This is a genomic window from Mycolicibacter sp. MU0083 (genome assembly GCF_963378075.1).
GTDB lineage: Bacteria > Actinomycetota > Actinomycetes > Mycobacteriales > Mycobacteriaceae > Mycobacterium > Mycobacterium kokjensenii.
The window spans coordinates 3,494,907-3,518,962 of sequence record NZ_OY726394.1 but is presented as its reverse complement, the minus strand read 5'-3'; the positions used below and the strand labels follow the sequence as shown (position 1 = coordinate 3,518,962).

General features: G+C 69.7%; 26 protein-coding genes. 18 read left to right on the top strand and 8 right to left on the bottom strand.

Features of this window, described 5'->3' with window-relative positions:
* Positions 1 to 3: 3 nt before the first annotated feature.
* From purL to purM, 17 genes are all read left to right on the top strand, one after another.
* Positions 4 to 2,304: a phosphoribosylformylglycinamidine synthase subunit PurL gene (gene purL / locus RCP38_RS16540; RefSeq protein WP_308474003.1), complete on the top strand. Its 2,301-nt coding sequence runs from the start codon at positions 4 to 6 to the stop codon at positions 2,302 to 2,304.
* A gap of 9 nt (positions 2,305 to 2,313) precedes the next feature.
* Positions 2,314 to 4,008, top strand: a complete 1,695-nt coding sequence (locus RCP38_RS16535; RefSeq protein WP_308474002.1) for an alpha/beta hydrolase — start codon at positions 2,314 to 2,316, stop codon at positions 4,006 to 4,008.
* 69 nt (positions 4,009 to 4,077) lie between these two features.
* On the top strand, positions 4,078 to 4,920 hold the full coding sequence (locus RCP38_RS16530; RefSeq protein WP_308474001.1) for an alpha/beta fold hydrolase: 843 nt from the start codon (positions 4,078 to 4,080) through the stop codon (positions 4,918 to 4,920).
* A gap of 3 nt (positions 4,921 to 4,923) precedes the next feature.
* Positions 4,924 to 5,322: a sterol carrier family protein gene (locus RCP38_RS16525; RefSeq protein ID WP_308474000.1), complete on the top strand. Its 399-nt coding sequence runs from the start codon at positions 4,924 to 4,926 to the stop codon at positions 5,320 to 5,322.
* Positions 5,323 to 5,372: 50 nt separating this feature from the next.
* Positions 5,373 to 6,890 (top strand): amidophosphoribosyltransferase, encoded by a 1,518-nt coding sequence (gene purF, locus RCP38_RS16520; RefSeq protein WP_308473999.1) that lies wholly within the window; start codon positions 5,373 to 5,375, stop codon positions 6,888 to 6,890.
* 133 nt (positions 6,891 to 7,023) lie between these two features.
* A complete protein-coding gene (locus RCP38_RS16515; RefSeq protein ID WP_308473998.1) occupies positions 7,024 to 8,298 on the top strand; it encodes an aromatic ring-hydroxylating oxygenase subunit alpha in 1,275 nt (424 codons plus the stop codon).
* A gap of 5 nt (positions 8,299 to 8,303) precedes the next feature.
* Complete coding sequence (locus RCP38_RS16510; RefSeq protein ID WP_308473997.1) at positions 8,304 to 8,624, top strand: hypothetical protein; 321 nt, start codon at positions 8,304 to 8,306, stop codon at positions 8,622 to 8,624.
* Positions 8,621 to 9,868 carry a metal-dependent hydrolase family protein gene (locus RCP38_RS16505; RefSeq protein WP_308473996.1) on the top strand — a complete coding sequence of 416 codons (1,248 nt, stop codon included), beginning with the start codon at positions 8,621 to 8,623 and terminating at the stop codon, positions 9,866 to 9,868. The genes RCP38_RS16510 and RCP38_RS16505 overlap by 4 nt, the downstream gene beginning before the upstream one ends.
* A 15-nt stretch (positions 9,869 to 9,883) precedes the next feature.
* On the top strand, positions 9,884 to 10,336 hold the full coding sequence (locus RCP38_RS16500) for a MarR family winged helix-turn-helix transcriptional regulator (RefSeq protein WP_308473995.1): 453 nt from the start codon (positions 9,884 to 9,886) through the stop codon (positions 10,334 to 10,336).
* An 88-nt stretch (positions 10,337 to 10,424) separates the two neighbouring features.
* Positions 10,425 to 11,174 carry an SDR family NAD(P)-dependent oxidoreductase gene (locus tag RCP38_RS16495; protein ID WP_308473994.1) on the top strand — a complete coding sequence of 250 codons (750 nt, stop codon included), beginning with the start codon at positions 10,425 to 10,427 and terminating at the stop codon, positions 11,172 to 11,174.
* A complete protein-coding gene (locus tag RCP38_RS16490; protein WP_308473993.1) occupies positions 11,171 to 12,403 on the top strand; it encodes an SRPBCC family protein in 1,233 nt (410 codons plus the stop codon). Before RCP38_RS16495 ends, RCP38_RS16490 begins: the two co-directional genes overlap by 4 nt.
* Positions 12,400 to 12,735 carry a hypothetical protein gene (locus RCP38_RS16485; protein ID WP_308473992.1) on the top strand — a complete coding sequence of 112 codons (336 nt, stop codon included), beginning with the start codon at positions 12,400 to 12,402 and terminating at the stop codon, positions 12,733 to 12,735. Before RCP38_RS16490 ends, RCP38_RS16485 begins: the two co-directional genes overlap by 4 nt.
* 42 nt (positions 12,736 to 12,777) lie before the next feature.
* On the top strand, positions 12,778 to 13,623 hold the full coding sequence (locus RCP38_RS16480; protein WP_308473991.1) for a TauD/TfdA dioxygenase family protein: 846 nt from the start codon (positions 12,778 to 12,780) through the stop codon (positions 13,621 to 13,623).
* Entirely contained in the window at positions 13,620 to 14,153 is a 534-nt protein-coding gene (locus RCP38_RS16475; RefSeq protein WP_308473990.1) for a carboxymuconolactone decarboxylase family protein, read from the top strand. Before RCP38_RS16480 ends, RCP38_RS16475 begins: the two co-directional genes overlap by 4 nt.
* Positions 14,150 to 15,292, top strand: a complete 1,143-nt coding sequence (locus RCP38_RS16470; protein ID WP_308473989.1) for an acyl-CoA dehydrogenase family protein — start codon at positions 14,150 to 14,152, stop codon at positions 15,290 to 15,292. Before RCP38_RS16475 ends, RCP38_RS16470 begins: the two co-directional genes overlap by 4 nt.
* Positions 15,289 to 16,518: an acyl-CoA dehydrogenase family protein gene (locus tag RCP38_RS16465; RefSeq protein WP_308473988.1), complete on the top strand. Its 1,230-nt coding sequence runs from the start codon at positions 15,289 to 15,291 to the stop codon at positions 16,516 to 16,518. The genes RCP38_RS16470 and RCP38_RS16465 overlap by 4 nt, the downstream gene beginning before the upstream one ends.
* A gap of 58 nt (positions 16,519 to 16,576) precedes the next feature.
* Positions 16,577 to 17,662: a phosphoribosylformylglycinamidine cyclo-ligase gene (gene purM, locus RCP38_RS16460; protein ID WP_308473987.1), complete on the top strand. Its 1,086-nt coding sequence runs from the start codon at positions 16,577 to 16,579 to the stop codon at positions 17,660 to 17,662.
* Between the two features lie 104 nt (positions 17,663 to 17,766).
* Here purM and RCP38_RS16455 read toward each other — a convergent pair whose 3' ends face one another.
* Positions 17,767 to 17,934, bottom strand: coding sequence for a DUF3073 domain-containing protein (locus RCP38_RS16455; protein WP_308473986.1), 168 nt, complete (start codon positions 17,932 to 17,934; stop codon positions 17,767 to 17,769).
* Positions 17,935 to 18,069: 135 nt separating this feature from the next.
* Positions 18,070 to 19,149: a CAF17-like 4Fe-4S cluster assembly/insertion protein YgfZ gene (gene ygfZ, locus RCP38_RS16450; RefSeq protein WP_308473985.1), complete on the bottom strand. Its 1,080-nt coding sequence runs from the start codon at positions 19,147 to 19,149 to the stop codon at positions 18,070 to 18,072.
* Positions 19,150 to 19,184: 35 nt separating this feature from the next.
* On the opposite strand from ygfZ, the gene RCP38_RS16445 reads away from it, so the two are divergent.
* Positions 19,185 to 20,054, top strand: coding sequence for an aminodeoxychorismate lyase (locus tag RCP38_RS16445; protein WP_308473984.1), 870 nt, complete (start codon positions 19,185 to 19,187; stop codon positions 20,052 to 20,054).
* Positions 20,055 to 20,107: 53 nt separating this feature from the next.
* Here RCP38_RS16445 and RCP38_RS16440 read toward each other — a convergent pair whose 3' ends face one another.
* The 6 genes from RCP38_RS16440 to lmeA all read right to left on the bottom strand — a co-directional run bounded on the left by RCP38_RS16440 (position 20,108) and on the right by lmeA (position 24,015).
* The gene (locus RCP38_RS16440; protein ID WP_308473983.1) at positions 20,108 to 20,794 is read right to left on the bottom strand and encodes a heme-binding beta-barrel domain-containing protein; all 687 of its coding nucleotides are present in this window, start codon (positions 20,792 to 20,794) and stop codon (positions 20,108 to 20,110) included.
* Between the two features lie 179 nt (positions 20,795 to 20,973).
* Positions 20,974 to 21,276 (bottom strand): DUF1416 domain-containing protein, encoded by a 303-nt coding sequence (locus RCP38_RS16435; RefSeq protein WP_308473982.1) that lies wholly within the window; start codon positions 21,274 to 21,276, stop codon positions 20,974 to 20,976.
* A 1-nt stretch (position 21,277) separates the two neighbouring features.
* On the bottom strand, positions 21,278 to 22,111 hold the full coding sequence (locus RCP38_RS16430) for a sulfurtransferase (protein WP_308473981.1): 834 nt from the start codon (positions 22,109 to 22,111) through the stop codon (positions 21,278 to 21,280).
* A 30-nt stretch (positions 22,112 to 22,141) separates the two neighbouring features.
* Positions 22,142 to 22,600 carry a DUF4395 domain-containing protein gene (locus RCP38_RS16425; protein WP_308473980.1) on the bottom strand — a complete coding sequence of 153 codons (459 nt, stop codon included), beginning with the start codon at positions 22,598 to 22,600 and terminating at the stop codon, positions 22,142 to 22,144.
* A 210-nt stretch (positions 22,601 to 22,810) separates the two neighbouring features.
* The gene (locus RCP38_RS16420; protein ID WP_308473979.1) at positions 22,811 to 23,230 is read right to left on the bottom strand and encodes a thioredoxin family protein; all 420 of its coding nucleotides are present in this window, start codon (positions 23,228 to 23,230) and stop codon (positions 22,811 to 22,813) included.
* Complete coding sequence (lmeA, locus tag RCP38_RS16415; protein ID WP_373692383.1) at positions 23,227 to 24,015, bottom strand: mannan chain length control protein LmeA; 789 nt, start codon at positions 24,013 to 24,015, stop codon at positions 23,227 to 23,229. Before lmeA ends, RCP38_RS16420 begins: the two co-directional genes overlap by 4 nt.
* Positions 24,016 to 24,056 lie beyond the last annotated feature (41 nt).

Sequence of the window (24,056 nt, the reverse complement as noted above, 5' to 3'; positions counted from 1 at the left end):
CTCATGGCCGTGACGTCCGGGACCCCTGAACACATCGATACCGTCGAGCACGCCGCGTCGACCCCCGACCATCCGCAGCCGTTCGCTGAGCTGGGCCTCAAAGACGACGAGTATCAGCGCATCCGCGACATCCTCGGTCGGCGCCCCACCGACGCCGAACTGGCGATGTACTCGGTGATGTGGAGCGAGCACTGCTCCTACAAGTCCTCCAAGGTGCACCTGCGCTACTTCGGCGAGACCACCACCGACGAGATGCGTGCATCGATGCTGGCCGGTATCGGGGAGAACGCCGGCGTGGTCGACATCGGCGACGGCTGGGCGGTCACCTTCAAGGTGGAGTCGCACAACCATCCCTCCTACGTCGAGCCCTACCAGGGTGCGGCCACCGGAGTGGGCGGCATCGTGCGCGACATCATGGCGATGGGTGCCCGACCGGTCGCGGTGATGGACCAGTTGCGCTTCGGCGCCGCCGACGCTCCCGACACCCGCCGGGTGCTCGACGGAGTGGTGCGAGGCATCGGCGGCTACGGCAACTCCCTCGGGCTGCCCAACATCGGCGGCGAGACGGTCTTCGACCCCTGCTACGCCGGCAACCCGTTGGTGAACGCGCTGTGTGTCGGGGTGCTGAAGAAGGAAGACCTGCACCTGGCGTTCGCCTCCGGTGCCGGCAACAAGATCATCCTGTTCGGGGCGCGCACCGGCCTGGACGGCATCGGCGGGGTGTCGGTGCTGGCCAGCGACACCTTCGGCGGAGACGAATCCGGTGCGGGCCGCAAGAAGCTCCCGTCGGTGCAGGTCGGTGACCCCTTCACCGAGAAGGTGCTCATCGAGTGCTGCCTCGAGCTCTACGCCGCCAAGCTGGTGGTCGGTATCCAGGACCTCGGCGGTGCCGGATTGTCCTGCGCCACCTCCGAGTTGGCGTCCGCCGGTGACGGCGGTATGGCGATCCGGCTGGAGCAGGTGCCGCTGCGCGCGGCGAACATGAACCCCGCCGAGGTGCTCTCCAGCGAGTCCCAGGAACGCATGTGCGCCGTGGTGGCCCCGGAGAACGTGGACGCCTTCATGGCGGTCTGCGCCAAGTGGGACGTGCTGGCCACCGTCATCGGTGAGGTCACCGACGGCGACCGGCTGCAGATCACCTGGTACGGGCAGACCGTCGTCGACGTGCCGCCGCGCACGGTGGCACACGAGGGCCCGATCTACCAGCGCCCGGTGGCACGCCCCGACACCCAGGACGCACTCAACGCCGACCGCTCCACCAAGTTGCCGCGGCCGGTCACCGGCGACGAACTGCGTGCGACGCTGCTGGCGCTGCTGTCCAGCCCGCACCTGTGCAGCCGGGCTTTCATCACCGAGCAGTACGACCGCTACGTGCGCGGCAACACGGTGCTGGCCGAACACGCCGACGGCGGCATGCTGCGTATCGACGAGGCCTCCGGTCGGGGCATCGCCGTCTCCACCGACGCCTCGGGCCGCTACACCAAGCTCGACCCCTACACCGGAGCGCAACTGGCGCTGGCCGAGGCGTACCGCAACGTCGCGGTCACCGGTGCCACCCCGGTCGCCGTCACCAACTGCCTGAACTTCGGGTCCCCGGAAGACCCCGGGGTGATGTGGCAGTTCGCCGAGGCGGTGCGCGGCCTGGCCGACGGCTGTGCGGAACTGGGCATCCCGGTCACCGGCGGCAACGTGAGCTTCTACAACCAGACCGGTGCCACCCCGATCCACCCCACCCCGGTGGTCGGGGTGCTCGGCGTCATCGACGACGTCGCCCGGCGCATCCCCACCGCGTTCGGCGACGAACCGGGCGAGACGCTGATGCTGCTCGGCGACACCCGCGACGAGTTCGACGGCTCCATCTGGGCGCAGGTGACCGGCGACCATCTGGGCGGGCTGCCGCCCGCGGTCGACCTGCCGCGTGAGCAGTTGCTCGCCGAGGTGCTGAGCGCGGCATCGCGCGACGGACTGGTCTCGGCGGCCCACGACCTGAGCGAGGGCGGCCTGATCCAGGCCGTGGTCGAATCGTCGATCGCCGGTGAAACCGGTTGCCGCATCCTGCTGCCCGAAGACGCCGACCCGTTCGTGTTCCTGTTCTCGGAGTCGGCGGGCCGGGTACTGGTCGCGGTGCCGCGCACCGAGGAGAGCCGGTTCCGCTCGATGTGCGAGGCCCGCGGGTTGCCGGCCGTCCGCGTCGGCGTGGTGGACCAGGCCTCCCAGGAGGTCGAGGTCCAGGGACAGTTCAGCGTGTCGCTGGCGGAACTGCGCAGCACGTCCGAAGCGGTGCTGCCGGGACTGTTCGGGTAGCCCGGCGTCATGCAGGCGCCGGCCGGGCATCCGTTGCTGGTGTGGGCTTGGCGCCTGCTGCGGCTCGAGTTCGTCGGGCTGGCCTTCGGGGCGCTGTTCTTCTGCCTGTCGCTGACGCCGTCGCTGCTGCCGCGGGACTGGCTGTTCCAGGGGGTGATCGGCGGCATCAACGCCGCGGTCGGCTACGCCCTGGGGGTCCTGATCGGTGCGGCGGTGCATCGGTTCGTGCTGCGCGGCGCGAGTTGGTGGCCGCCGCCGCGGCGGGTGCTGCTCGCCCTCAAGGCGACGGTGGTCATCGCGGCCCCGGCCTGCTGCGTGCTGATGCTGATCCCGGCGGCCGGCTGGCAGCGGCAGGTCTCCGACCTGCTGGGCATGCAAGGACCCGGCACGTTGGGCTACCTGCGCACCCTGGGCGTCGCGATCGGGGTCTGTGGCGCGCTGATCGCGGCGGCGCGGGTGCTCATCGATGCCAGCCGACTCGTGGCGCGGCTGCTGATCCGGCGGTGGCATCTGCACAGCGAGGTCGCCCTGTTCATCGGCACGTCGATCGTCGTCGCGGTCCTGATCACCATGATCAACGGCGTGCTGATCCGCGGATTTTTCGCCGGCGCCAATGCGGTCTTCCAGCCCGAGGACCGCGGCACCGTCGCAGGGGTGAGCCGGCCGCAGCAGCCCGAGCGGTCCGGCAGCCCGGGCTCACCGGCGCGGTGGGAGACCCTCGGCAGTCAGGGCCGCAGCTTCGTGGCCGGGGGAGCGGGCGCGGCCGAACTCACCCGCATCAACGGCCGGCCCGCCCGTGAACCCATCCGGATCTACGCCGGCCTGCACAGCGCCGACGACGACCGCGCCCGGATGCAACTGTTGCTCGACGAGTTGGACCGCACCCGTGCCTTCGAGCGCCGGGTGCTGGTCGTGGTGCCCACCACCGGGACCGGGTGGATCGACCCGGCGGCCGCGGACGCCGTGGAGATGCTCTACAACGGGGACACCGCGATCGTCGGCGTGCAGTACTCCTATCTGCCGAGCTGGATCTCCTTTCTGGCCGACCAGCGCAAGTCGATGGACTCCGGCCGGTTGCTGGTGCAGACCATCGCCGACCGCTGGCGAACCCTGCCCGCGGCGCACCGGCCCAAGCTGATGCTCTACGGCGAAAGCCTGGGATCGATGGCGGGCCAGGCCGCGTTCGGATACCTGCCCGACGTCGCGGCGATGGGCTTCGAAGCGGTGCTGTGGGTGGGGCCGCCGCACGCCAGCCCGCTCTGGCATGCCCTGCTGGTGCGGCGCGACCCGGGCAGTCCGGCGGTGCTGCCGCGCTACGACGACGGCCGCACCGTCCGGTTCGCCCAGGGCACCGACCCCGCCGAGATCGCCGAGATCGCCGCGCGGGAGTGGGAGGGCACCCGGGTGCTGTTCCTGCAGCACGCCTCCGACCCGGTGGTCTGGTGGTCGCCGGATCTGCTGTTCGCCCGGCCGGACTGGCTGACCGAGGCGCCCGGTGCCGACCGCACCGCCTCCATGCGCTGGTACCCGGTGGTGACGTTCTGCCAGGTCACCGCCGACCTGTTCCAGGGCGAGCAGATGCCGGCCGGGCACGGCCACAACTACTCCGGCACCATCCTGGACGGGCTGGTGGCGGTGCTGCCGCCGCCGGACTGGACCCCGTCGGACACCGAACGGATCCGGGCGGCCCTGCAGCGGCGGTAGCCGGCGGCGCGGGGGGCCGCGAGGCGGGGTCGGCGCCGTGGCGGACCGGGCGTGGGGGATGCTTCCCCCATGCAGCGTTTCAGTCGTGACGGTCTGGTCTTCGATGTCCGCGACGCCGGGCCGCCCGACGGACCCGTGGTGATCCTGCTGCACGGCTTCCCGCAGCGCGGGGACAGCTGGAACGGCGTCATCGACCGGCTCACCGCCGCCGGTTACCGATGCCTGGCGCCCGATCAACGCGGCTATTCACCGGGTGCGCGGCCACCCCGCCGCCGCGACTATCGGCTGAGTGAACTCGTCGCCGACATCGGTGCGTTGATCGACGCCTCCGGCGCGCAACGCGTGCACCTGGTGGGACACGACTGGGGCGCGGTGGTGGCGTGGGCGGTGGCGGGCGCGATGCCGCAACGGCTGGCCTCGGTGTCCCCGGTGTCGGTGCCGCACCCCGCGGCGTTCCTCAAGTCGTTGCTGACCAGCCGTCAGGGCCTGCTGTCGTGGTACATGGGCTTCATCCAACTGCCCCGGCTGCCGGAGTGGCTGCTCGGTCGCGGCAGCGGTCGCTGGACCGCGATCGCCCTGCAGCGCAGCGGACTGCCCGCCGCCGAGGCCGAGCGGGACGCGCGGGCGGTGACCGAGCCGGGCGCGCTGACCGGGGCGCTGAACTGGTACCGCGGGCTGCCGTTGTCCAAGCCGCGGATCGCGACCCGGCGCACCACGGTTCCGGCGATGTATGTGTGGAGCGACGACGACATCGCGCTGGGCCCCAAGGCCGCGAACAACACCGGCCGCTACGTCGACGCGGACTACCGCTTCGAGGTGCTGCCGGGGGTTCCGCACTGGATCCCCGATCTGGAACCGGATCGGCTGGCCGAGCTGCTGCTGGAGTGGTTCACCGCCCACCCGCTGGACTGAGCCGTGGCCCCCGCGCGCCCGAAGCCCGATCCGGCGCAGACCCGTGCGGCCGTCCTGGCCGTCGCGGACTGGCTGCGCGACGACACCGCACCCGCCCCGGACCGTGCCGAGGTGGCCGCAGCGGTCCGGTTGACCGCCCGCACCCTGGCCGAGCTGGCTCCGGGCGCCAGCGTCGAGGTACGGGTGCCGCCGTTCGTCGCGGTGCAGTGCATCGCCGGACCGCGCCACACCCGTGGCACCCCGCCCAACGTCGTGGAGACCGACCCGCGCAGTTGGCTGCGGCTGGCCGCCGGACTGCTCGACGCCGACCGGGCGACCGCCGCCGGCACCCTGCGACTGTCCGGCACCAGGGCGGTGGAGATCGCCGATTGGCTGCCGTTGGTGAAACTTGACGCGTGTTGACCGTAGACTGATCACCGTCACTCGCGCCGTCCCCCGGGAGCAGCTGAAACGTGCCGGACCAGCAGGTAGTAGACCTTGAGAATGCACCCCGTGAAGAATGCGGTGTCTTCGGTGTATGGGCTCCAGGCGAAGAAGTAGCGAAGCTCACTTATTACGGCCTGTATGCGCTGCAACACCGTGGCCAGGAGGCCGCCGGTATCGCAGTCGGCGACGGCTCGCAGGTGCTGGTCTTCAAGGACCTCGGTCTGGTCAGCCAGGTGTTCGACGAACAGACCCTGGCATCCATGGCGGGCCACGTGGCGGTCGGGCACTGCCGGTACTCCACGACCGGCGACACCACCTGGGAGAACGCCCAACCGGTCTTCCGCAACACCGCTGCGGGCACCGGGGTGGCGCTGGGGCACAACGGCAACCTGGTGAACACCGCGGAGTTGGCCGGCCGGGCCCGTGAACTGGGCCTGATCGACACCCGCCGCCCGGGCGTGGCGACCACCGATTCCGACATTCTGGGTGCCCTGCTGGCGCACGGCTCGGCGGACAGCTCGCTGGAGCAGGCCGCCCTGGAGTTGCTGCCGACGGCACGCGGCGCGTTCTGCCTGACCTTCATGGACGAGAACACCCTGTACGCGGCCCGCGACCCCTGGGGGGTGCGGCCGCTGTCGCTGGGCCGGCTCGACCGCGGCTGGGTGGTGGCTTCGGAGACCGCGGCGCTGGACATCGTCGGCGCGTCGTTCGTCCGCGACATCGAGCCCGGCGAGCTGCTGGCGATCGACGCCGACGGAGTGCGTTCCACCCGGTTCGCCAACCCCGGACCCAAGGGCTGCGTCTTCGAGTACGTCTACCTGGCCCGGCCCGATTCCACCATCGGCGGCCGCTCGGTACACGCCACCCGGGTGGAGATCGGACGCCGGCTGGCCCGCGAGCACGCCGTCGACGCCGATCTGGTCATCGGGGTTCCCGAGTCCGGGATTCCCGCGGCGGTGGGCTACGCGCAGGAGTCCGGCATCGACTACGGGCAGGGGCTGACCAAGAACGCCTACGTCGGACGCACGTTCATCCAGCCGTCGCAGACCATTCGCCAGCTCGGGATCCGGCTCAAGCTCAACCCGCTGCGGGAGATCATCCGCGGCAAGCGGCTCATCGTCGTCGACGACTCGATCGTGCGCGGCAACACCCAGCGCGCCCTGGTGCGCATGCTGCGGGAGGCCGGCGCCGTCGAGGTGCACGTGCGCATCGCATCCCCGCCGGTGAAGTGGCCCTGCTTCTACGGCATCGACTTCGCCTCGCCGGCGGAGCTGATCGCCAATGCCGTCGAGGACGAAGCCGGGATGGTCGAAGCGGTGCGGCGCACCATCGGCGCCGACAGCCTGGGCTATGTCGGCCAGGACGACATGATCGCGGCCACCGAGCAGCCCCGGTCGCGGCTGTGCTGCGCCTGTTTCGACGGGGTGTACCCGATCGAGCTGCCCGAGGACAGTGCGCTGGGCAAGAACGTCGTCGAACAGATGCTGAGCAACACCGCCCGCAAGGCCGAGAGCGACCAGGACGCGGCGCTGAGTCAGTCCTAGCCGGATCCGGCCTTCCGATCCGCGGCACCGGCTCGCCGCGTCGGCTAAGTATCAACTACTTGACACTGAAGCGGTGTGTCGATAGCGTCGGCGCCATCTCGACTCGTGACCCGACGTGAGGACAGGAGTGGCCGTGGCGCGTTTCCCCAAGCCGGCTGAGGGCAGTTGGACCCAGCACTATCCCGAACTCGGCACCGAACCGGTCTCCTACACCGATTCGGTCAGTCCGGAGGTCTACGAAAAGGAGCGCGCGGCGATCTTCCGGCGTGCCTGGCTCAATGTCGGCCGGGTGGAACAGATTCCCCGCAAGGGCAGCTACTTCACCCGGGAACTCAAGGTCGTCAACACCTCGATCATCCTGGTGCGCAACGGATCCGACGAGGTCAAGGCCTACCACAACGTCTGCCGGCACCGCGGCAACAAGCTGGTGTGGGACGACATGCCACTGGAGGAGACCAGCGGGAACTGTCGGCAGTTCACCTGCAAATACCACGCCTGGCGCTACGACCTGGACGGCGCGTTGACCTACGTCCAGCAGGAGGAGGAGTTCTTCGACCTCGACAAGAGCCGCTACGGCCTGGTCGAGGTGCACTGCGAGGTCTGGGAAGGATTCATCTTCGTCAACTTCGCCGCCACCCCGGAGCAGTCGCTACGCGAATTCCTCGGGCCCATGGTCACCGCGCTGGAGGGATATCCGTTCGGGCAGATGACATCCCGGTGGCAGTACCGATCGTCGGTCAACTCCAACTGGAAGCTGTTCCTGGACGCGTTCCAGGAGTTCTACCACGCGCCGGTGCTGCACGGGAACCAGACGCCCACCGCGTTTCGGGTGGCGGCCGAACAGGCCGGTTTCGAGGCGCCGCACTATCAGATCGAGGGACCGCACCGACTAGTGAGCACCTCGGGGGTACGGGCCTGGGAGATGCCGTCGGAGATGCGCAAACCCATCGAGGAGATCCTGCAGAGCGGACTGTTCGGGCCCTGGGATCCACCGGACATCGGGCCGATGCCCGAGGGGCTCAACCCCGCGAAATGCGATCCGTGGGGCCTGGATTCGTTCCAGATCTTCCCCAACTTCACCATCCTGTTCTGGGGCCAGGGCTGGTATCTGACCTACCACTACTGGCCCACCGGGCACGACTCGCACGTGTTCGAGGGCACGCTGTATTTCCCGGAGCCGCGGACGCCCCGCGAGCGCGTCGCCCAGGAACTCGCGGCGGTGTCCTTCAAGGAATACGGCCTGCAGGACGCCAGCACCCTGGAGGCCACCCACACCATGCTCGGCACCGGGGCGGTGGAGAAGTTCCTGCTCAACGACCAAGAGGTGCTGATCCGGCACTTCCACAAAGAGACCGCGGCATGGATCGACGAATACGAGCGCACTCAAGCCGGGGCGGCCGCACGGTGAACGCCATGCTGCCCAAGGAATTCGCCGACCTCGAGCCGTTCAACGACTGGTGCCTGGGCTCGGAGCCGGAGCGCTACGCCAAGCGGCTGAACAGCTCCATGGCCGAGATGCAGGCCTTCTACGACGCCGTCACCGCCCGGGCCGAAGAGGCGCTGGCCTACTGCGACAAGTTCAGCCTCGACGATCTGCCCGAGGACGTGCTGAACCTGATGCACCTGCTGTACTCCATGATCACGGTGGCCTTCCCGGCCGAATCCTGGAAGCAGCCGCGGGTTCCCGATTCGGGCGCCGCGGTCATCGACTGCGTCTCGGAGCCCTACCCGTGACCGGCGTCTCGGTGTTGCGGGCGGCCCGCTGGCTCGACATCGACGCCGGAGTGGTGCGCACACCGGCGGTCGTGGTGATCGAGGACGGCCGGATAGTCTCCGTGGATCCCGAAGCGCCGGTAGCGGATTCGGCCCAGGTCATCGACCTCGGCGACGTCACGTTGCTGCCCGGCCTGATGGATATGGAACTCAACCTGCTCATCGGCGGGCCGGGCAGCCCGGAAGGACTGCCCACCCCGCTGCACGGTGTGCAGGACGATCCGGCCTACCGCACCCTGCGGGCCGCGGTCAACGCCCGGACCACACTGGAAGCCGGATTCACCACGGTGCGCAACCTCGGGCTGATGGTCAAGACCGGCGGCTATCTGCTCGACGTGGCGTTGCAGCGCGCGATCGACCAGGGCTGGCACGTCGGACCGCGGATCTATCCGGCCGGCCACGCCGTCACCCCCTACGGCGGGCACCTGGACCCGACGGTCTTCCAGCGGCTCGCGCCGGGCATCATGCCGCTGTCGGTGGCCGAGGGCATCGCCAACGGCGTGGCGGACGTGAGTGCCTGTGTGCGCTACCAGATCCGGCACGGCGCCAAGCTGATCAAGGTGTCGGCATCCGGCGGGGTGATGTCGCACAGCACCGCCCCGGGCGCACAGCAGTACTCCGACGCCGAACTGGCCGCGATCGCCGACGAGGCGCATCGGGCCGGGGTACGGGTGGCCGCGCATGCGATCGGCGACACCGCGATCCGCGCGTGCATCCGGGCGGGCATCGACTGCATCGAGCACGGATTCCTGGCCACCGACGAAACCCTGGCGATGATGGTCGAGCACGGCACCTTCCTGGTCTCGACCACCTACCTGACCGATGCATTGGCCGTCGACCGGATCGCCCCGGAGTTGCGCAGGAAAGCCGCCGAGGTGTTCCCGCGCGCCAAGGACATGCTGCCCCGGGCGATCGCCGCCGGGGTCCGCATCGCCTGCGGCACCGACGCGCCGGCGATTCCGCACGGCCAGAACTTCAAGGAACTGTGCGCGCTGGTCGAGCGCGGCATGACCCCGTTGCAGGCGCTGCGCGCGGCCACCGTGGTCAGTGCCGACCTGATCGAGGCCGGCCACGAGTTGGGCAGGCTGGCGCCGGGGTACTGCGCCGATATCATCGCCGTACCGGGCGATCCGACCCGGGACATCAGCGCCACCGGTGACGTGCGATTCGTCATGAAAGACGGTCGGGTCTACAAGCGCAGTTGACAGGGAAGTCAGGTCATGGATCCCACCCGCAACATCCTGTGGCTGCTCAAGCAGGCCTTCTACCACTCACTGACGAAGGTGAACGAGGCGATCAGCGACTATCGCGTCAGCACCGCGCAGATCGGTCTGCTGCGTCAGCTCGCCGGCGAGCCGGGGCTCTCGGGTGCCGAGTTGGCCCGTCGGTTGCTGATCACCCCGCAGGGTGTGCAACTGGCGCTCAATGCGCTCGAGCGCCGCGGCCTGGTGGAGCGCAAGCAGGATCCCCATCACGGCCGCATCCTGCGGGCCTACCTGACCGAAGAGGGTCGTGAGGTCACCGGCGCGGTGGTCACCGAGGCCATTGCCGCCCACGACCAGGTGTTCGGCGTGCTGACCGCCGACGAGCAGGAGACCCTGCGGAGCCTGCTGGCCCGCGTCGTCGAGCAGGGCACCGGGCACGCCCTGTTCGCCGATCACGTCGAGAGCTGACCGGGCTCGGATTCGGTTCGACGCCGCCCCTTGAGAACAATGACAAGTACTTGATAACATCTCGATGAAGTCGTCCGGAAGGAATGCGATGACCGCAGAGCGGGTAGCCGTCGTCACCGGTGGTGGCTCGGGCATGGGGGAGTCGACCTGTCACGAACTGGGCCGGCGCGGCTACCGCGTGGCCGTCCTCGACGTCAACGCCCAAGCCGCGCAACGGGTTGCCGCCGATCTGCAGGGGCGGGGCATCACCGCGCTGGGCGTCGAAGCCGACGTCACCGACCGCACCGCCGTCGATGCGGCCTTCGCGGCCGTCCGCGCCGAACTCGGACCGGTGGCCGCACTGGTCACCAGCGCGGGACTGTTCGACTACTGCGCCTTCCTCGACATCACCGCCGAGAACTGGGCGCGGATCGTCGAGGTCAACCTCACCGGAACCTTTCACAGCTGCCAGGCCGCGCTGCCCGACATGATCGCCGCCGGATGGGGGCGCATCGTGATGATCTCCTCGTCCAGCGCCCAGCGCGGATCACCGTTCGCCGCGCATTACGCGGCATCCAAAGGTGCGGTGATCACCCTGACCAAGTCGCTGGCGCGTGAATACGCCGCGCACGGCATCACCGTCAACAACATCCCGCCATCGGGCATCGAGACCCCGATGCAGCATCAGGGGCAGGCCGCCGGATATCTGCCGCCCAACGAACAGATCGCCGCCAACATCCCGCTGGGCCGGCTCGGCACCGGCGCGGACATCGCGGCGGCGGCCGGCTTCCTGTGCTCGGAGGAGGCCGGCTTCATCACCGGCCAAGTGCTCGGCGTCAACGGAGGAGCAGTGTTGTGACCGAACAACTTTCAGCGCGATCAGGTCGCACCCCGGAGGGCTCGTGGACCGAGCACTACCCGGAATTGGGCACCGGGCCGATCTCCTTCACCGATTCCACCTCACCGGAGTTCTACGAGATCGAACGCGAAGCGGTGTTCAGGCGTGCCTGGCTCAACATCGGCCGCATCGAAGAACTGCCCGAACGCGGCTGCTACGCCACCAAAGAACTCGAAGTGGTGCAGACCTCGATCCTGCTGATCCACACCGACTGCGGGATCGAGGCATTCGGCAACGCCTGCCCGGGCTGCGCCACCAAACTGGTCTGGCACGACTTTCCCGACCGCGAGACCGCCGGGCAGGCCGACGCCCTCACCTGCAAGCGCTGCCGGCGGGCCTACCGCGTCGATGACGCCGGTAGCGATCTGCGCGGGTTGCACTGCGACATCTGGAACGGCTTCATCTTCGTCAACCTCGACGCCGAGCCGCGCCAGAGCCTGCGGGACTTCCTCGGCCCGATGATCACCGGCCTCGACGACTACCCGTTCGCGAAACTGACCGAACGCTACGACTGGGTGGCCCACAACAACAGCAACTGGAAGATCTTCGCCGACGCGTTCCAGGAGTACTACCACGTTCCGGCGCTGCACTCCCAGCAGGTGCCCGCCGAAGTGCGGGTCCCCGGAGCCGGATTCACCTGCGGGCATTTCCAACTCGACGGCCCGCACCGCCTGGTGTCCACCGCGGGCCGACGGCGTTGGCTGCTGCCCCCGGAATACATGTACCCGATCGAGCGGGCCACCCGCAGCGGGCTGGTCGGTCCCTGGCAGACCCCCGACATCGGCGAGATCCCGGCCGGGGTCAACCCCGGTGGTATCGAGCCGTGGGGGATCAGCAACTTCCAGATATTCCCCAACACCGAGATCCTCATCTACGGCGGCTGGTACCTGCTCTACCGGTACTGGCCCACCTCGCACAACACCCACCGGTTCGAAGCCCACACCTACTTCCACCCGGCCCGCACCGTGCGCGAACGCATCGAACACGAGGTGGCGGCGGTGGTGCTCAAGGAGTTCGCGCTGCAGGACGCCGGCATGCTCGGCGGGACCCAGGCGGCACTGGAGTACGGCATCGTCGACGACTTCCCGCTCAACGACCAGGAGATCCTGGTGCGTCATCTGCACAAGGTGGTGGGCGACTGGGTGGACGACTACCGGCGCGAGTGCTCCGATGCGGGAGTTGCGCAGTGAGCGCCCCGCGGCTGCCCAGCGCGTTCGCCGAGCTGGAGCCGTTCGCGCAGACATGGTGCCTGGCAACCGAAACCGAACGGTTCAACCAGCGCATCACCAGCACCACCCCGGAGCTGCGGCGGTTCTACGACGCCTTCTTCCCGCGACTGGAGGAGGCGATCGACTACTGCGACAAGTACCCGCTGGACGACATCCCCGAGGACGCGCTGAATCTGCTGCACCTGATCTATTCACTGGTGATGGTGGCGATGGCGGTCGAGGTCATGCACCAGCCGGCACCCGTGGACGCCGCCGACGCCGTGATGATCCGCACCGGCTGGCCCGTCCCCTGACCACCCCGATCGTGAAATCCCCTGCCAGAAAGGACGCAGCAGATGAGTCTGCTCACCATCAATAAGCTGACGTCGTCGGTGGGCGCCGAAGTGCTCGGCGTCGATCCGGAGCGGTTGGCCACCGACGACGGACTGGGCGCCGCGGTGCTGCAGGCGTTGGAGGACAACGGCGTGCTGGTCTTCCGCGGCCTGGGCATCGATCCCCGAGCCCAAGTGGCGTTCTGCGGGAAGCTGGGCAGTGTCGACTACTCCGCCGACGGCCACCACGAGGTCTCCGGCATCTACCCGGTCACGCTCAACCGGGCCAAGAACTCCTCGGCGAGCTACCTGCGGGCCACCTTCGACTGGCACATCGACGGCTGCACCCCCTCCGGTGAGGAGTATCCGCAGAAGGCCACCGTGCTCTCGGCGGTCCAGGTCGCCGACCGCGGCGGCGAGACCGAGTTCGCCAGCTCGTATGCCGCCTACGATCTGCTCACCGACGACGAGCAGCAGCGGTACGGGGCGCTGCGGGTCGTGCATTCACTGGAGGCCTCCCAACGCCGCGTCACCCCAGATCCGGCTCCGGAGGAACTGGCCCGCTGGCGGGCCCGCCCCACCCACGAGCACCCGCTGGTCTGGACGCACCGCGACGGCCGTAAGTCGCTGGTATTGGGTGCCTCCGCCGATTACGTCGTCGGGATGGACCTCGACGAGGGCCGGGCACTGCTGGACGAACTGTTGCGGCGCGCCACCGTCGCCGACCGTGTCTACCGGCACGACTGGGCGGTCGGCGACACCGTCATCTGGGACAACCGCGGCGTGTTGCATCGAGCGGCCCCCTACGACCCCGACTCGCCCCGGGAGATGCTGCGGACCACCGTGCTCGGTGACGAGCCCATCCGGTGACACCACGTCTGCAACCACTGCCCGCACCGGAGTGGGATGCCACGGTGCGTGCCGCCCTGGGATCGCTGCTGCCGCCGGAGCGCGCCAACCCGCGCGACGCCGGGAACGTGCTGGCGACCATGGTCCGGCACCCCGCACTGACCGGTGCCTACCTGCCGTTCAACGCCTACCTGCTCAACGGTTCCACGCTGTCGCCGCGAATCCGGGAGATCGCGCTTTTGCGCGCGGTGCTGCGGGCGGACTGCGAGTACCTGTGGGCACATCACCTTCCGATCGCGCGCCGGGCCGGCCTCACCGATAGCGAGATCGACGCGATCCGCGGCGGCACCCCGGCCACCGCGGCCGACGCCGCGGTGGCGCGTGCCGCCGACGAACTGGTCGACACCCGCACCGTCTCGGCGGCGGTTTGGCAAGATCTGGGCTGTCACTTCACCGATGACCAACGCATGGACCTGGTGTTCACCATCGGCGGCTACTGCCTATTGGCCATGGCGGTCAACGCCTTTGGGGTTGAGGAGGAGAACACGTGACCGACGTGTCAACGGAGACCGACCTGTTCGTCGCCACCGCGCGGGCATTCCTGGACAAGACCGCGTCGCTGCGCGATCACCGCGACCTGCACGCCCGGGGCGAGTCCTACGACCCGGCCTGGTGGCGGCAGGCCGCCGACCTGGGTTGGGCCGGGCTGCTGGTGCCCGAGGAACTCGGCGGCGGCAGTGTCTCCGGTTGCGGCCTGCGCGACCTGGCCGCGATCGCGACCGAGATCGGGCGCACCGTGGCGCCCGGGCCGCTGTATCCGGTCAGCACGGTGCTGGCCGGTCTCGTCGACGCCGACAACGCCGACACCCATGCGCCGACCATCGCCGCGCTGATCGCGGGGGAGACGGTGGCGACCTGGGCGCCGGACGAACCCGGCCGGGGTTTCCGGCCGCAGCGGCCGGGTATGACCGCCACCCGAACCGCCGGCGGCTACCGGCTCAACGGCACCAAGGACCGGGTGGAGGCCGCCGACCGGGCGGAGCTGGTGCTGGTCGGTGCGGTCACCGACGACGGCACGCTGCGCCAGTTCCTGGTCCGCACCGACACCCCCGGCGTGACGGTGACCCCGCAGGCCGGCATCGACCTGCTGAAGCGCTACGCACGCATCGAGTTCACCGACGCCGAGATCCCGGAATCGGCGACCGTCGGCGGCGCCGCACAGACCGCGGCGCTCATCGACCGCCAGACCCAGGTCGGCATCGCACTGGTCTGCGCCGAAACCGCCGGAATCCTCGACGCCGTGACGACCATGACCCTGGACTGGGCCCGTGACCGGTACAGCTTCGGCCGGCCGCTGGCGTCGTATCAGGCCATCAAACACCGGCTGGCGGACATGACGACGTGGCTGCACGCCTGCCGCGCGATCACCGCCGGCGCGGTGGACAAGGTGGCCGCACGCGACGCCGACGCCGCGATGTGGACCGGCGCCGCCAAGTCCTATCTGGGCGAACACGCCGGCCGGCTGATCCAGGAGTGCGTGCAGTTGCACGGCGGCATCGGTGTCACCTGGGAACACGACCTGCACCTGTATCTGCGCCGCGCCACGCTGTACCGGAATCTGCTCGGCACCCCCGCCGATCATCACCAGGCCATCTTCGAGGCCGCGACCGACACGGAGCCCGCCGCATGACCGAGCCCACCGTCGAGGCCTTCGCCGCGTCCGCACGCGAGTGGCTGGCCGCGCACATGCCCCGCCTGGATCCGCAGCATCCCCCGCGCAACGGGCGCGACGACGACGGCGCCTGGCAGCGGGCCCGGGAACTGCAGCGGCTGCTGTACGACGGCGGCTTCGCCGGCATCTGCTTCCCCCGCGAGTACGGCGGCCTGGGCCTGGACATCGGCTACCAGAAGGCCTTCGACGCCGAGTCCGTCGGCTACGAGATGCCGCTGATCCTCAACGTCCCGACGTTCACGATCTGCTGCGCGACGCTGCTGGACACCGGCACCGAGGAGCAGAAGCGCCGGCACATCCATGCCGCACTGCGCGGTGACGAGGTGCTGGTACAGCTGCTCTCGGAGCCCAGCGGCGGATCCGACCTGGCCGGGCTGATCACCCGGGCCGACCGCGACGGCGACGACTGGGTGGTCCGCGGCGCCAAGACCTGGAGCACCAGCGCCTTCGCCGCCGACTACGGGCTGCTGCTGGCCCGCACCGACCCGACGGTGCCCAAGCACGACGGGCTGACGATGTTCCTGGTGCCGATCGACTCGCCGGGCGTCACCCTGCGCCGCATCGAACAGGTCGACGGCTCCAACGAGTTCTGCGAAGAGTTCTTCGACGGCCTGCGGCTCGGTCCCGACACCGTCGTCGGCGAGGTGAACAAGGGCTGGGACGTCGCCTCCCGACTGCTCTATCACGAGCGCCGTGCGGTGGGGCAGGGCTCGGAGTTCGCCAGCGGCCGCGGGCCCGAGCGCACCGAGATGGCCGCCGGTGACTTCCTCACGCTGGCCCGCGACGCCGGCACCGCCGAGGACCCGCTGACCCGCGACGCGATCGGCCGGGTCCTGGCCCGGAGGATGGTGCGCGACAAACTCGTCGACCATGTCGGGCGCGGCATGCGCAGCGGCGAACTGCCACCTACCGCGGGCTCGATCATCCGGCTGTTCCATTCCGACGTGACCTACCTGGAAGTGGACACCGCAGTGCAGGTCGCGGGCCCGCTCGGCGTGGTGGACGACGAGGCGAACCTGCTGCGGGTGGGCCGCCGGTACCTGTCACGGCAGACCGTGGGGCTCGGCGGCGGCAGCGACGAGATGGCCCGCAACGTGATCGCCGAACGCGTGCTGGGCCTGCCGCGGGAATACGCCGCAGACCGCGGTGTGCCGTTCAACCAGGTCCGGCACAACCGGATCTGAGGCCGCAACCACCGAGCGCGATACCGCGCGCGGTCGACGACCGGTAGCCTTTAGCGCGATGAGCTCAGCAGAATCAAGTCCCCAGGGTGTCACCTACGCATCGGCCGGGGTGGACATCGAGGCCGGCGACCGCGCCGTCGAGTTGTTCAAACCGTTGGCAGCCAAGGCTACCCGGCCGGAGGTGCGCGGCGGCCTCGGCGGCTTCGCCGGCCTGTTCGCCCTGCGCAACGACTACCGGGAGCCGCTGTTGGCGTCCTCCACCGACGGTGTCGGCACCAAGCTGGCGATAGCCCAGGCGCTGGACAAGCACGACACCGTCGGTATCGACCTGGTGGCGATGGTCGTCGACGACCTGGTGGTATGCGGTGCCGAGCCGCTGTTCCTGCAGGACTACATCGCCGTCGGCCGCACCGTGCCCGAACGGGTCGCCGCGATCGTCTCCGGCATCGCGGAGGGCTGCGTGCAGGCCGGCTGCGCGTTGCTGGGCGGAGAGACCGCCGAGCACCCCGGCCTGATGGCACCCGACCACTACGACATCTCCGCGACCGGTGTGGGCGTGGTGGAGGCCGACAACGTGCTGGGCCCCGATCGGGTCCGCCCCGGCGACGTGCTGATCGCGATGGGAGCCTCGGGCCTGCACTCCAACGGTTACTCGCTGGCCCGCGCGGTGCTGCTGGACATCGACCGGATGAATCTGGCCGGCCATGTCGAGGAGTTCGGTCGCACCCTGGGCGAGGAACTGCTCGAGCCCACCCGCATCTACGCCAAGGACTGCCTGGCGCTGGCCGCCGAGACCCAGGTGCGGACCTTCTGCCATGTGACCGGTGGTGGTTTGGCCGGCAACCTGGCGCGCGTCATCCCGGACGGGCTGATCGCCGAGGTGGACCGCGGCACCTGGACGCCGGCGCCGGTGTTCGCGATGATCGCGCAGCGCGGCCGGGTGAGCCGCGAAGAGATGGAGAAGACCTTCAACCTGGGGGTGGGGATGGTCGCCGTCGTCGCGCCGGAGGACACCGATCGCGCGCTGGCGATTCTGACCGCGCGGCACGTGGACTGCTGGCCGCTCGGTACGGTCACCAAGCCGGGTAAGGACGCCGAGTCGGGGGAGGGCGCCAGGCTGGTCGGGTTGCACCCGCGGTTCTAGGCCGTCGAGGACCGAGGTCTTCGAGGGGCCAGAGCCGCGGAATCCGCCTGGGGCCGACGTGTCCGGTCAGGTCAGGACCGGTCCGACGGCACGCCGCTCGTGGATCAGCGACGCCAGTCGTCGTCGCCGTTCCACGAGTCGTCACCGTCGGAGTCTTTGACGTCAGACCCGGCCAGCTCCCGTTGAAGCTGGGTGAAGTCGGTGGTCGGTGAGCTGTACTTGAGCTCCCGTGCAACCTTGGTCTGTTTTGCCTTAGCCCGGCCGCGGCCCATGGGGGGACCCCCTCGCGCAATAACGGAGCGGCCCAACGTGCAGGCGGCTCCGATCTGAATGTGTGTATTGTCCTGCGGACAGCTTACCGTGTCGCGCGGCGAACTGCCGACCGGCCTACACCGGTGTGATCACTATCAAAGGCGGCCGCGTAGCCGGTCCACGGCGAGACGCCCGGCCCCGGGCGCATCCGGTGCCGGCATCGAGTCCGGGTCGATCACCGCACTCACCTCGGAGTCGGCGCCGGTCAGCAGCGGCGTGTCGGCGGGTAGTCCCCGTTTGAGCAGCGCCAGTGCGATGGGGCCGAGCTCGAAATGATCCACCACGGTGCCCAGCCGGCCCACCGCGCGCCCACCCGACGTCACCGGATCCCCGGTCGCGGGCCGGTCCACCGATCCGTCCAGTTGCAGCAGCACCAGCATCCGCGGCGGCTTGCCCAGGTTGTGCACCCGCGCGACGGTCTCCTGGCCGCTGTAACACCCCTTGTCCAGATGCACCGCGCCGACGGCGGGCCCGCCGATCCAGTTCAGTTCGTGCGGAATGCTGCGATCGTCGGTGTCCACGCCCAGCCGTGGCCGGTGCGCCGCCACCCGGGTGGCCTCGTAGGCCCACACGCCGGCGGGGCGCACCCCGGCGGCGGTCAGCCGGTGCAGCCACTCGGCCTTGTCGGCGCGCGGCACCAGCACGTCGACCGCATCGAGCCCGGGATCCGGGCGCACGAAGCCCGCGCTGTTCGGGAGGGGCAGCGCACGGGTGGCGAGCGGCTCGGTCAACCCGAGCGCGGCGAGGACGGCCGGCGCGTCGCGGTCGGGCCCCAACAGAGTCAGCACCGCGAGGTCGGCCGGCTCGACGGTGACGTCGGCCCAGAACACCATCCTGCGGAGGTGTTCGATCAGCGGCGTGCCCCGCCCGGGTTCGGTGTCCAGCCAGGTCTGCCCGGACAGCTCGGTCTGTACCCAGTGATTCTGGATGTGCCCCTTGGCGTCCAGCGTCAGATTCTCGGTCCCGGCGCCGTCGGGCAGATCCGCGACGTGCTGGGTGCACAGGCTGTGCAGCCACGTCTGGCGTTCCGGACCGCCGAGGGCGAGCACCGCCCGGTGGGATCGGTCCACGACGACGGCGGACGTTGCGGCACAGCGTTGCTCGCCGAACGGATCGCCGTAGTGCCAGACGGCTCCGGCGTCGGGGCCGGGATCGGGCGCGGGGACGGCGGACATTCCCCAACTCTACGGAGCCGCTACGCTCACGGTCCATGACAGCCGAGCCCGAATTGGCAGACTCCGCCGTGACGATCGTCACCGTGGGAGGCGGACCGGTCGCGGCGGACTCGGCACTGCTGTACGCCGACGACCTGGCGGCGCTGCGCGGCGACGGCGTATTCGAGACCCTGCTGGTGCGCGACGGCGGCGTCTGCCTGTTGGAGGAACATCTGCAGCGGCTGAGCCGCTCCGCCGACCTGATGGACCTGCCCGCCCCGGACCTGGGCGAGTGGCGCGACGCCGTGGACGTCGCGGTGCGGCGCTGGGCCGGTACAGGGGAGGGCGCGCTGCGACTGATCTACAGCCGGGGCCGGGAGGGCGGTTCGGCTCCCACCGCATACGTGATGCTGAGCCCGCTGCCGGAGCGTATCGCCGCGGCCCGCCACGAGGGCGTGTCGGCGGTGACCCTCGACCGGGGGTTGTCGACGCAGGCACTGGCGATGCCGTGGCTGCTGGCGGGCGCCAAGACGCTGTCCTACGCGGTGAACATGGCGGCGTTGCGGCACGCCGCCAAGCAGGGCGCCGACGACGTCATCTTCATCAGCTCGGACGGTTACGTGCTGGAGGGGCCGCGTTCCACCGTGGTGCTGGCCGAACCCGGGCGGCTGGTCACCCCGCCGCTGTCTCACCCGATCCTGCGCGGCACCACCGCCGAGGCGCTGTTCGAGGTGGCCCGGCCGGCCGGCTACACCTGCGAATACGTCCCGCTGCGGACGGCGGATCTGGTTGCCGCGCACGATATCTGGCTGGTCTCCAGCATCACCCTGGCGGCCCGGGTGCACACCCTGGACGGCCGGACGCTGCAGTCGCGGGTCCCCGAGCGGGAATTCGCGGGATTGGTCGAGGCCGCGATCGGGCGCTGACACCGGGAAAGCGCGAGAAGGGTGCGCCCTCAGCGCAGAGTCAACCCCGGGGGTCAGCCGATGAAGCGGGACAGCCGGGCCGACAGGTGCGGCACCAGTTCGCCGTCGGCGTTCACCCGCTCCTCGACGTAGGCCAGGTCGCCGCCCTCGACGACCCCGTAAAGACGCTTGGCCCCGCCGACCAGCACCCCCGACCTGCTGCGGGCCAAAGCATCGGTGACCAGCTCCCAGGAGGCCGGGCCGTGCGGGCGCCCGTAGAACAACTCCACATACCCGGCGGAGTGCGCCAGCAACAGTTCGATGGCCTGGGATTCCTCGGGGTCCGCCGGATCGTCGACGAACCGCCAGTAGCCGGTCTCGCGCAGGGCCGGCTGGACGGATTCGTCATCGGAGATCCGCCAGGACCGCGCTTCCCAGTTGAGGTAGTCGCCGCCGTCGTGCGAGACCACGATCTGCTGGCCGAACCGGTAGTCGCCGTCGGTACCGTGGCCCACACCTTCACCACGCCACACCCCGACCAACGGCAGCAGGGCCAGCAGGGCGCCGTGCAGATCCGCACCCTCGCGCAGGTTGGCGGTGTCCGGGGGCAACGGCAGGTCCGCGGACTGGGGGAAGACGGGAATGTTGCGGGCGGAGGTCTCCGCGGCGCGCTCCGCGGCGGCAGCTACCGCGCGGTCGCCGGAACCCCGCTCGACCGAGCGCTCATCGCCGCCCGGCGCATCGGCGTCGGAGCCGCTCACATCTCGTCGGTGATCAGCCGATACAGCGTGTACAGCGCAAACCAGGTGATCAGGCCAGTAGCCGCCACCAGCATCAACTCGAAGAACAGAACCACGGGGAAGATTCTAGCGGCGTTCGCAGGGCCGGCTGATCCGGGTGCCCGGCGATACGACGCCGCCGTCGGGTAGGTGCTGCGTGCTCAGGCGACTTTGATGTCGACTTCGTGCAGGCCCGCACCCGACGGCGTCACCACGGCGTCGCCGTTGCCGGCCGAGGACAGTGCCCGCACCCGCCACGCCCCGGGCGCCGCGAAGAACCGGAAGTCGCCGGTGGCCGAGGCGACGACTTCGGCGGTGAACTCGTCCGAGGAGTCCAGCAGCCGGACGAAGGCCCCGCCGACCGTCTGCCCGTCGCTGTCGACCACGCGACCGGTGATCACCGTTTCCTTCTCCAGGTCGACATTGGCCGGCAAGACCAGTCCTTGTTTCGGTCCAGAGCACATATCAGCTTCCCAATTCGATAGGGGCGCCCACCAGGGAGCCGTATTCCATCCAACTACCGTCGTAGTTCTTGACATTGCGATGCCCGAGCAGTTCACGCAGCACGAACCAGGTGTGCGACGAGCGCTCACCGATCCGGCAGTAGGCGATGGTCTCCCGCTGACCATCCAGTCCGGCGTCGGCGTACAGCTTGGCCAGCTCCTCATCGGATTTGAAGGTGCCGTCTTCGTTGGCGGCCCGGCTCCACGGCACGTTGATCGCACCGGGTACGTGCCCACGCTGCTGGCTCTGCTCCTGCGGCAGGTGCGCCGGTGCCAGGAGTCTGCCGGAGAACTCCTCGGGGGAGCGCACGTCGACGAGGTTGGTGACGTTGATCGCGGCGACCACCTCGTCGCGCCGGGCCCGCAGGGACTCGTCCATCGGCTTGGCGGTGTAGGACGTGGCGGCACGCTCGACCGGTTCGGCCGACAGCGGGCGCCCGTCGAGCTCCCACTTCTTGCGGCCGCCGTCGAGCAGCTTCACCGACTCGTGCCCGTACAGCTTGAAATACCAGTAGGCGAACGCGGCGAACCAGTTGTTGTTGCCGCCGTAGAGGATCACGGTGTCGTCGTTGGCGATGCCGCGTTCGGAGAGCAGTGCGGAGAAGGTCTCGGCATCGATCACGTCACGTCGCACCGGGTCCTGCAGGTCTTTGCGCCAGTCCAACCGGATGGCACCCGGGATGTGACTGGTGTTGTAGATGCTGGTGTCCTCGTCGACCTCGACGAAGACGGTGTGCGGCGCGTCGAGATGGCTCTCGGCCCAGTCGGTGGAGACCAGGACGTCAGAGCGTGCCATGGCGGGGATCCTTTCCGTTCTTCCGGGCGGTCAGTTCGACGGTGCCGATACCGGGTGCAGGCGCAGCGCAAGCGGGTACAGCAGGCAGCCCAGGCAGATACCGAAGGCGGCATTGAGGAACGCCGCCACCAGCGCCGCCGCGGTCGCGATCGATCCGAGCGGTTCGGCGCCGAGGAGACCGGCCAGCCCGATCACCGCGAACAGCAGGCCGACGAGTTGGGCGAAGCGCAGGGGCGCAACCGGTTCCCGCTCGGTGACCGGTCCCAGTCGCGGTGCCACCAGGCGGGCGAACACCACCCCGTACGGGTGGCGGCGCGGACCCAGCGCCGCGCCGACGGCGAACACCACCGCCTGAGCCGCCAACAGTGCGGCGGCGCCGTGCGGGCTGACGCCGGCGATCAGCAGGACGGCCACCAGGACCACGGTGGTGACCCAGGCGACGAAACGGGGGCCGCGGACGTCCACCTGTGTGGTGTCGGTCTTTTGCATGGAATGCTCCCTGGTGCTGTCGTGGCGAATGGCTGGTGGAGACATGCCACGGATTACCGGGCGCTCCGAAGCGACGCGAAAACGTCGCGCTTCAGCGACAACGACAACAGCAGAAGCCCGCGGTGCGGCACAGGTCGACTGTGCGGCGCTTGGTGAGCACGAGCTCGAGGCGGGCGAACACGAGGTACAGAGTACCCAATGACCAGGTCGTCAGGCCAACAGAGGTTCCAGCGCGGATCGCAGGTCCGCGGCGGTCGGGACGCCGGGAGCCCGGTACCGCTGCCGGCCGTCGCCGTCGAAGATCACCGTGGTCGGCAGCGACAGCACCGAGAATCTGCGGGCGGCGTCGGGATCGGCGTCGATGTCGATCTCCCGGTGCGCGACGCCGAGGTCGTCGCAGACCTGCTCGACCACCCGGCGCAGCGCCGCGCACGGTCCGCACCACGGCGCGGAGAAATGCACCAGGGCGGGCCGCCCGGCGTCCAGTCCGAGGGAAGCGGCGTCCCCGGTCGGATCGCCGGCGGGGCCGGGGTCGGCGACGCTGCGCAGGGCCCCGGACCGCCGGTTGAGCAACCATCCGAGTGCCGCGGCGATCGCCAGGGCGGCGACGGCCGCGACGACGCCCGTCATCGCCGGAAACCGGGCAGCGTGACCGTCATGTCCTCGGCGATGCCCTCGATGATCACGTCGGAGCCGCGGGCGCCCTGGGCGGTCGGGGTCAACCCGAACGGCAACCGTTGTTGCGGCAGGCTGCCGCGGAAGGCGTTGAGCACCAACGCCCGCTGCTCGTCGGGAACCTTCTGGTCGGCGGTGTCGGGCCCGGTGAGTATGCCGGTCGGGGTGATGATCAGGGTGGTCCGGTCCGGTCCGCCGATCGACAGGTCCACCGACACGCTGACCCGCTTCCCGAAACCCGCTGGCGTCCCGGTGAATACCAGCCCCTGCTCGCTGGAGATCCCCGACTCGGTGGTGCCACCGGTGCTGTCGTCGGACTCGGCCGGCGGCGCCTCGATCATCAGGTCCCGGATACCGAGGTAGCGGCCCAGATGCACTGAGCCGATGATGATTCGGCTCTCCAGCTTGGCCACCGGGATCGGCGCATCCGGCCGGAATCGCCACGTCGCCTCGGACAGGTCGACCGAGTGCATGGTGGCTTCCAGCATCGCTTTGCCGATCAGCGGGCGCTCGACCGCGGGGGCCTTGATCTCCACCTCGTCGTAGTGGTCGCGTCGCAACTGGGTCAGATACGGGAAGTCCAGGATCGCCACGAACGGATCCACGGTCAGGTCGTTGGCCTGGCGCACCGCCCGCGAAAGCTGGTATTCGGCGTAGACCGCGGTACCGAAATCGGCTCCGACCGCGACGACGACCAGAGCCGCCACCGCGGCCGACATACCGATAAGCACCCTGCGCACCCGGTCATTCTGGCAGGTCGCACGTTATCGTTAGAGCACCT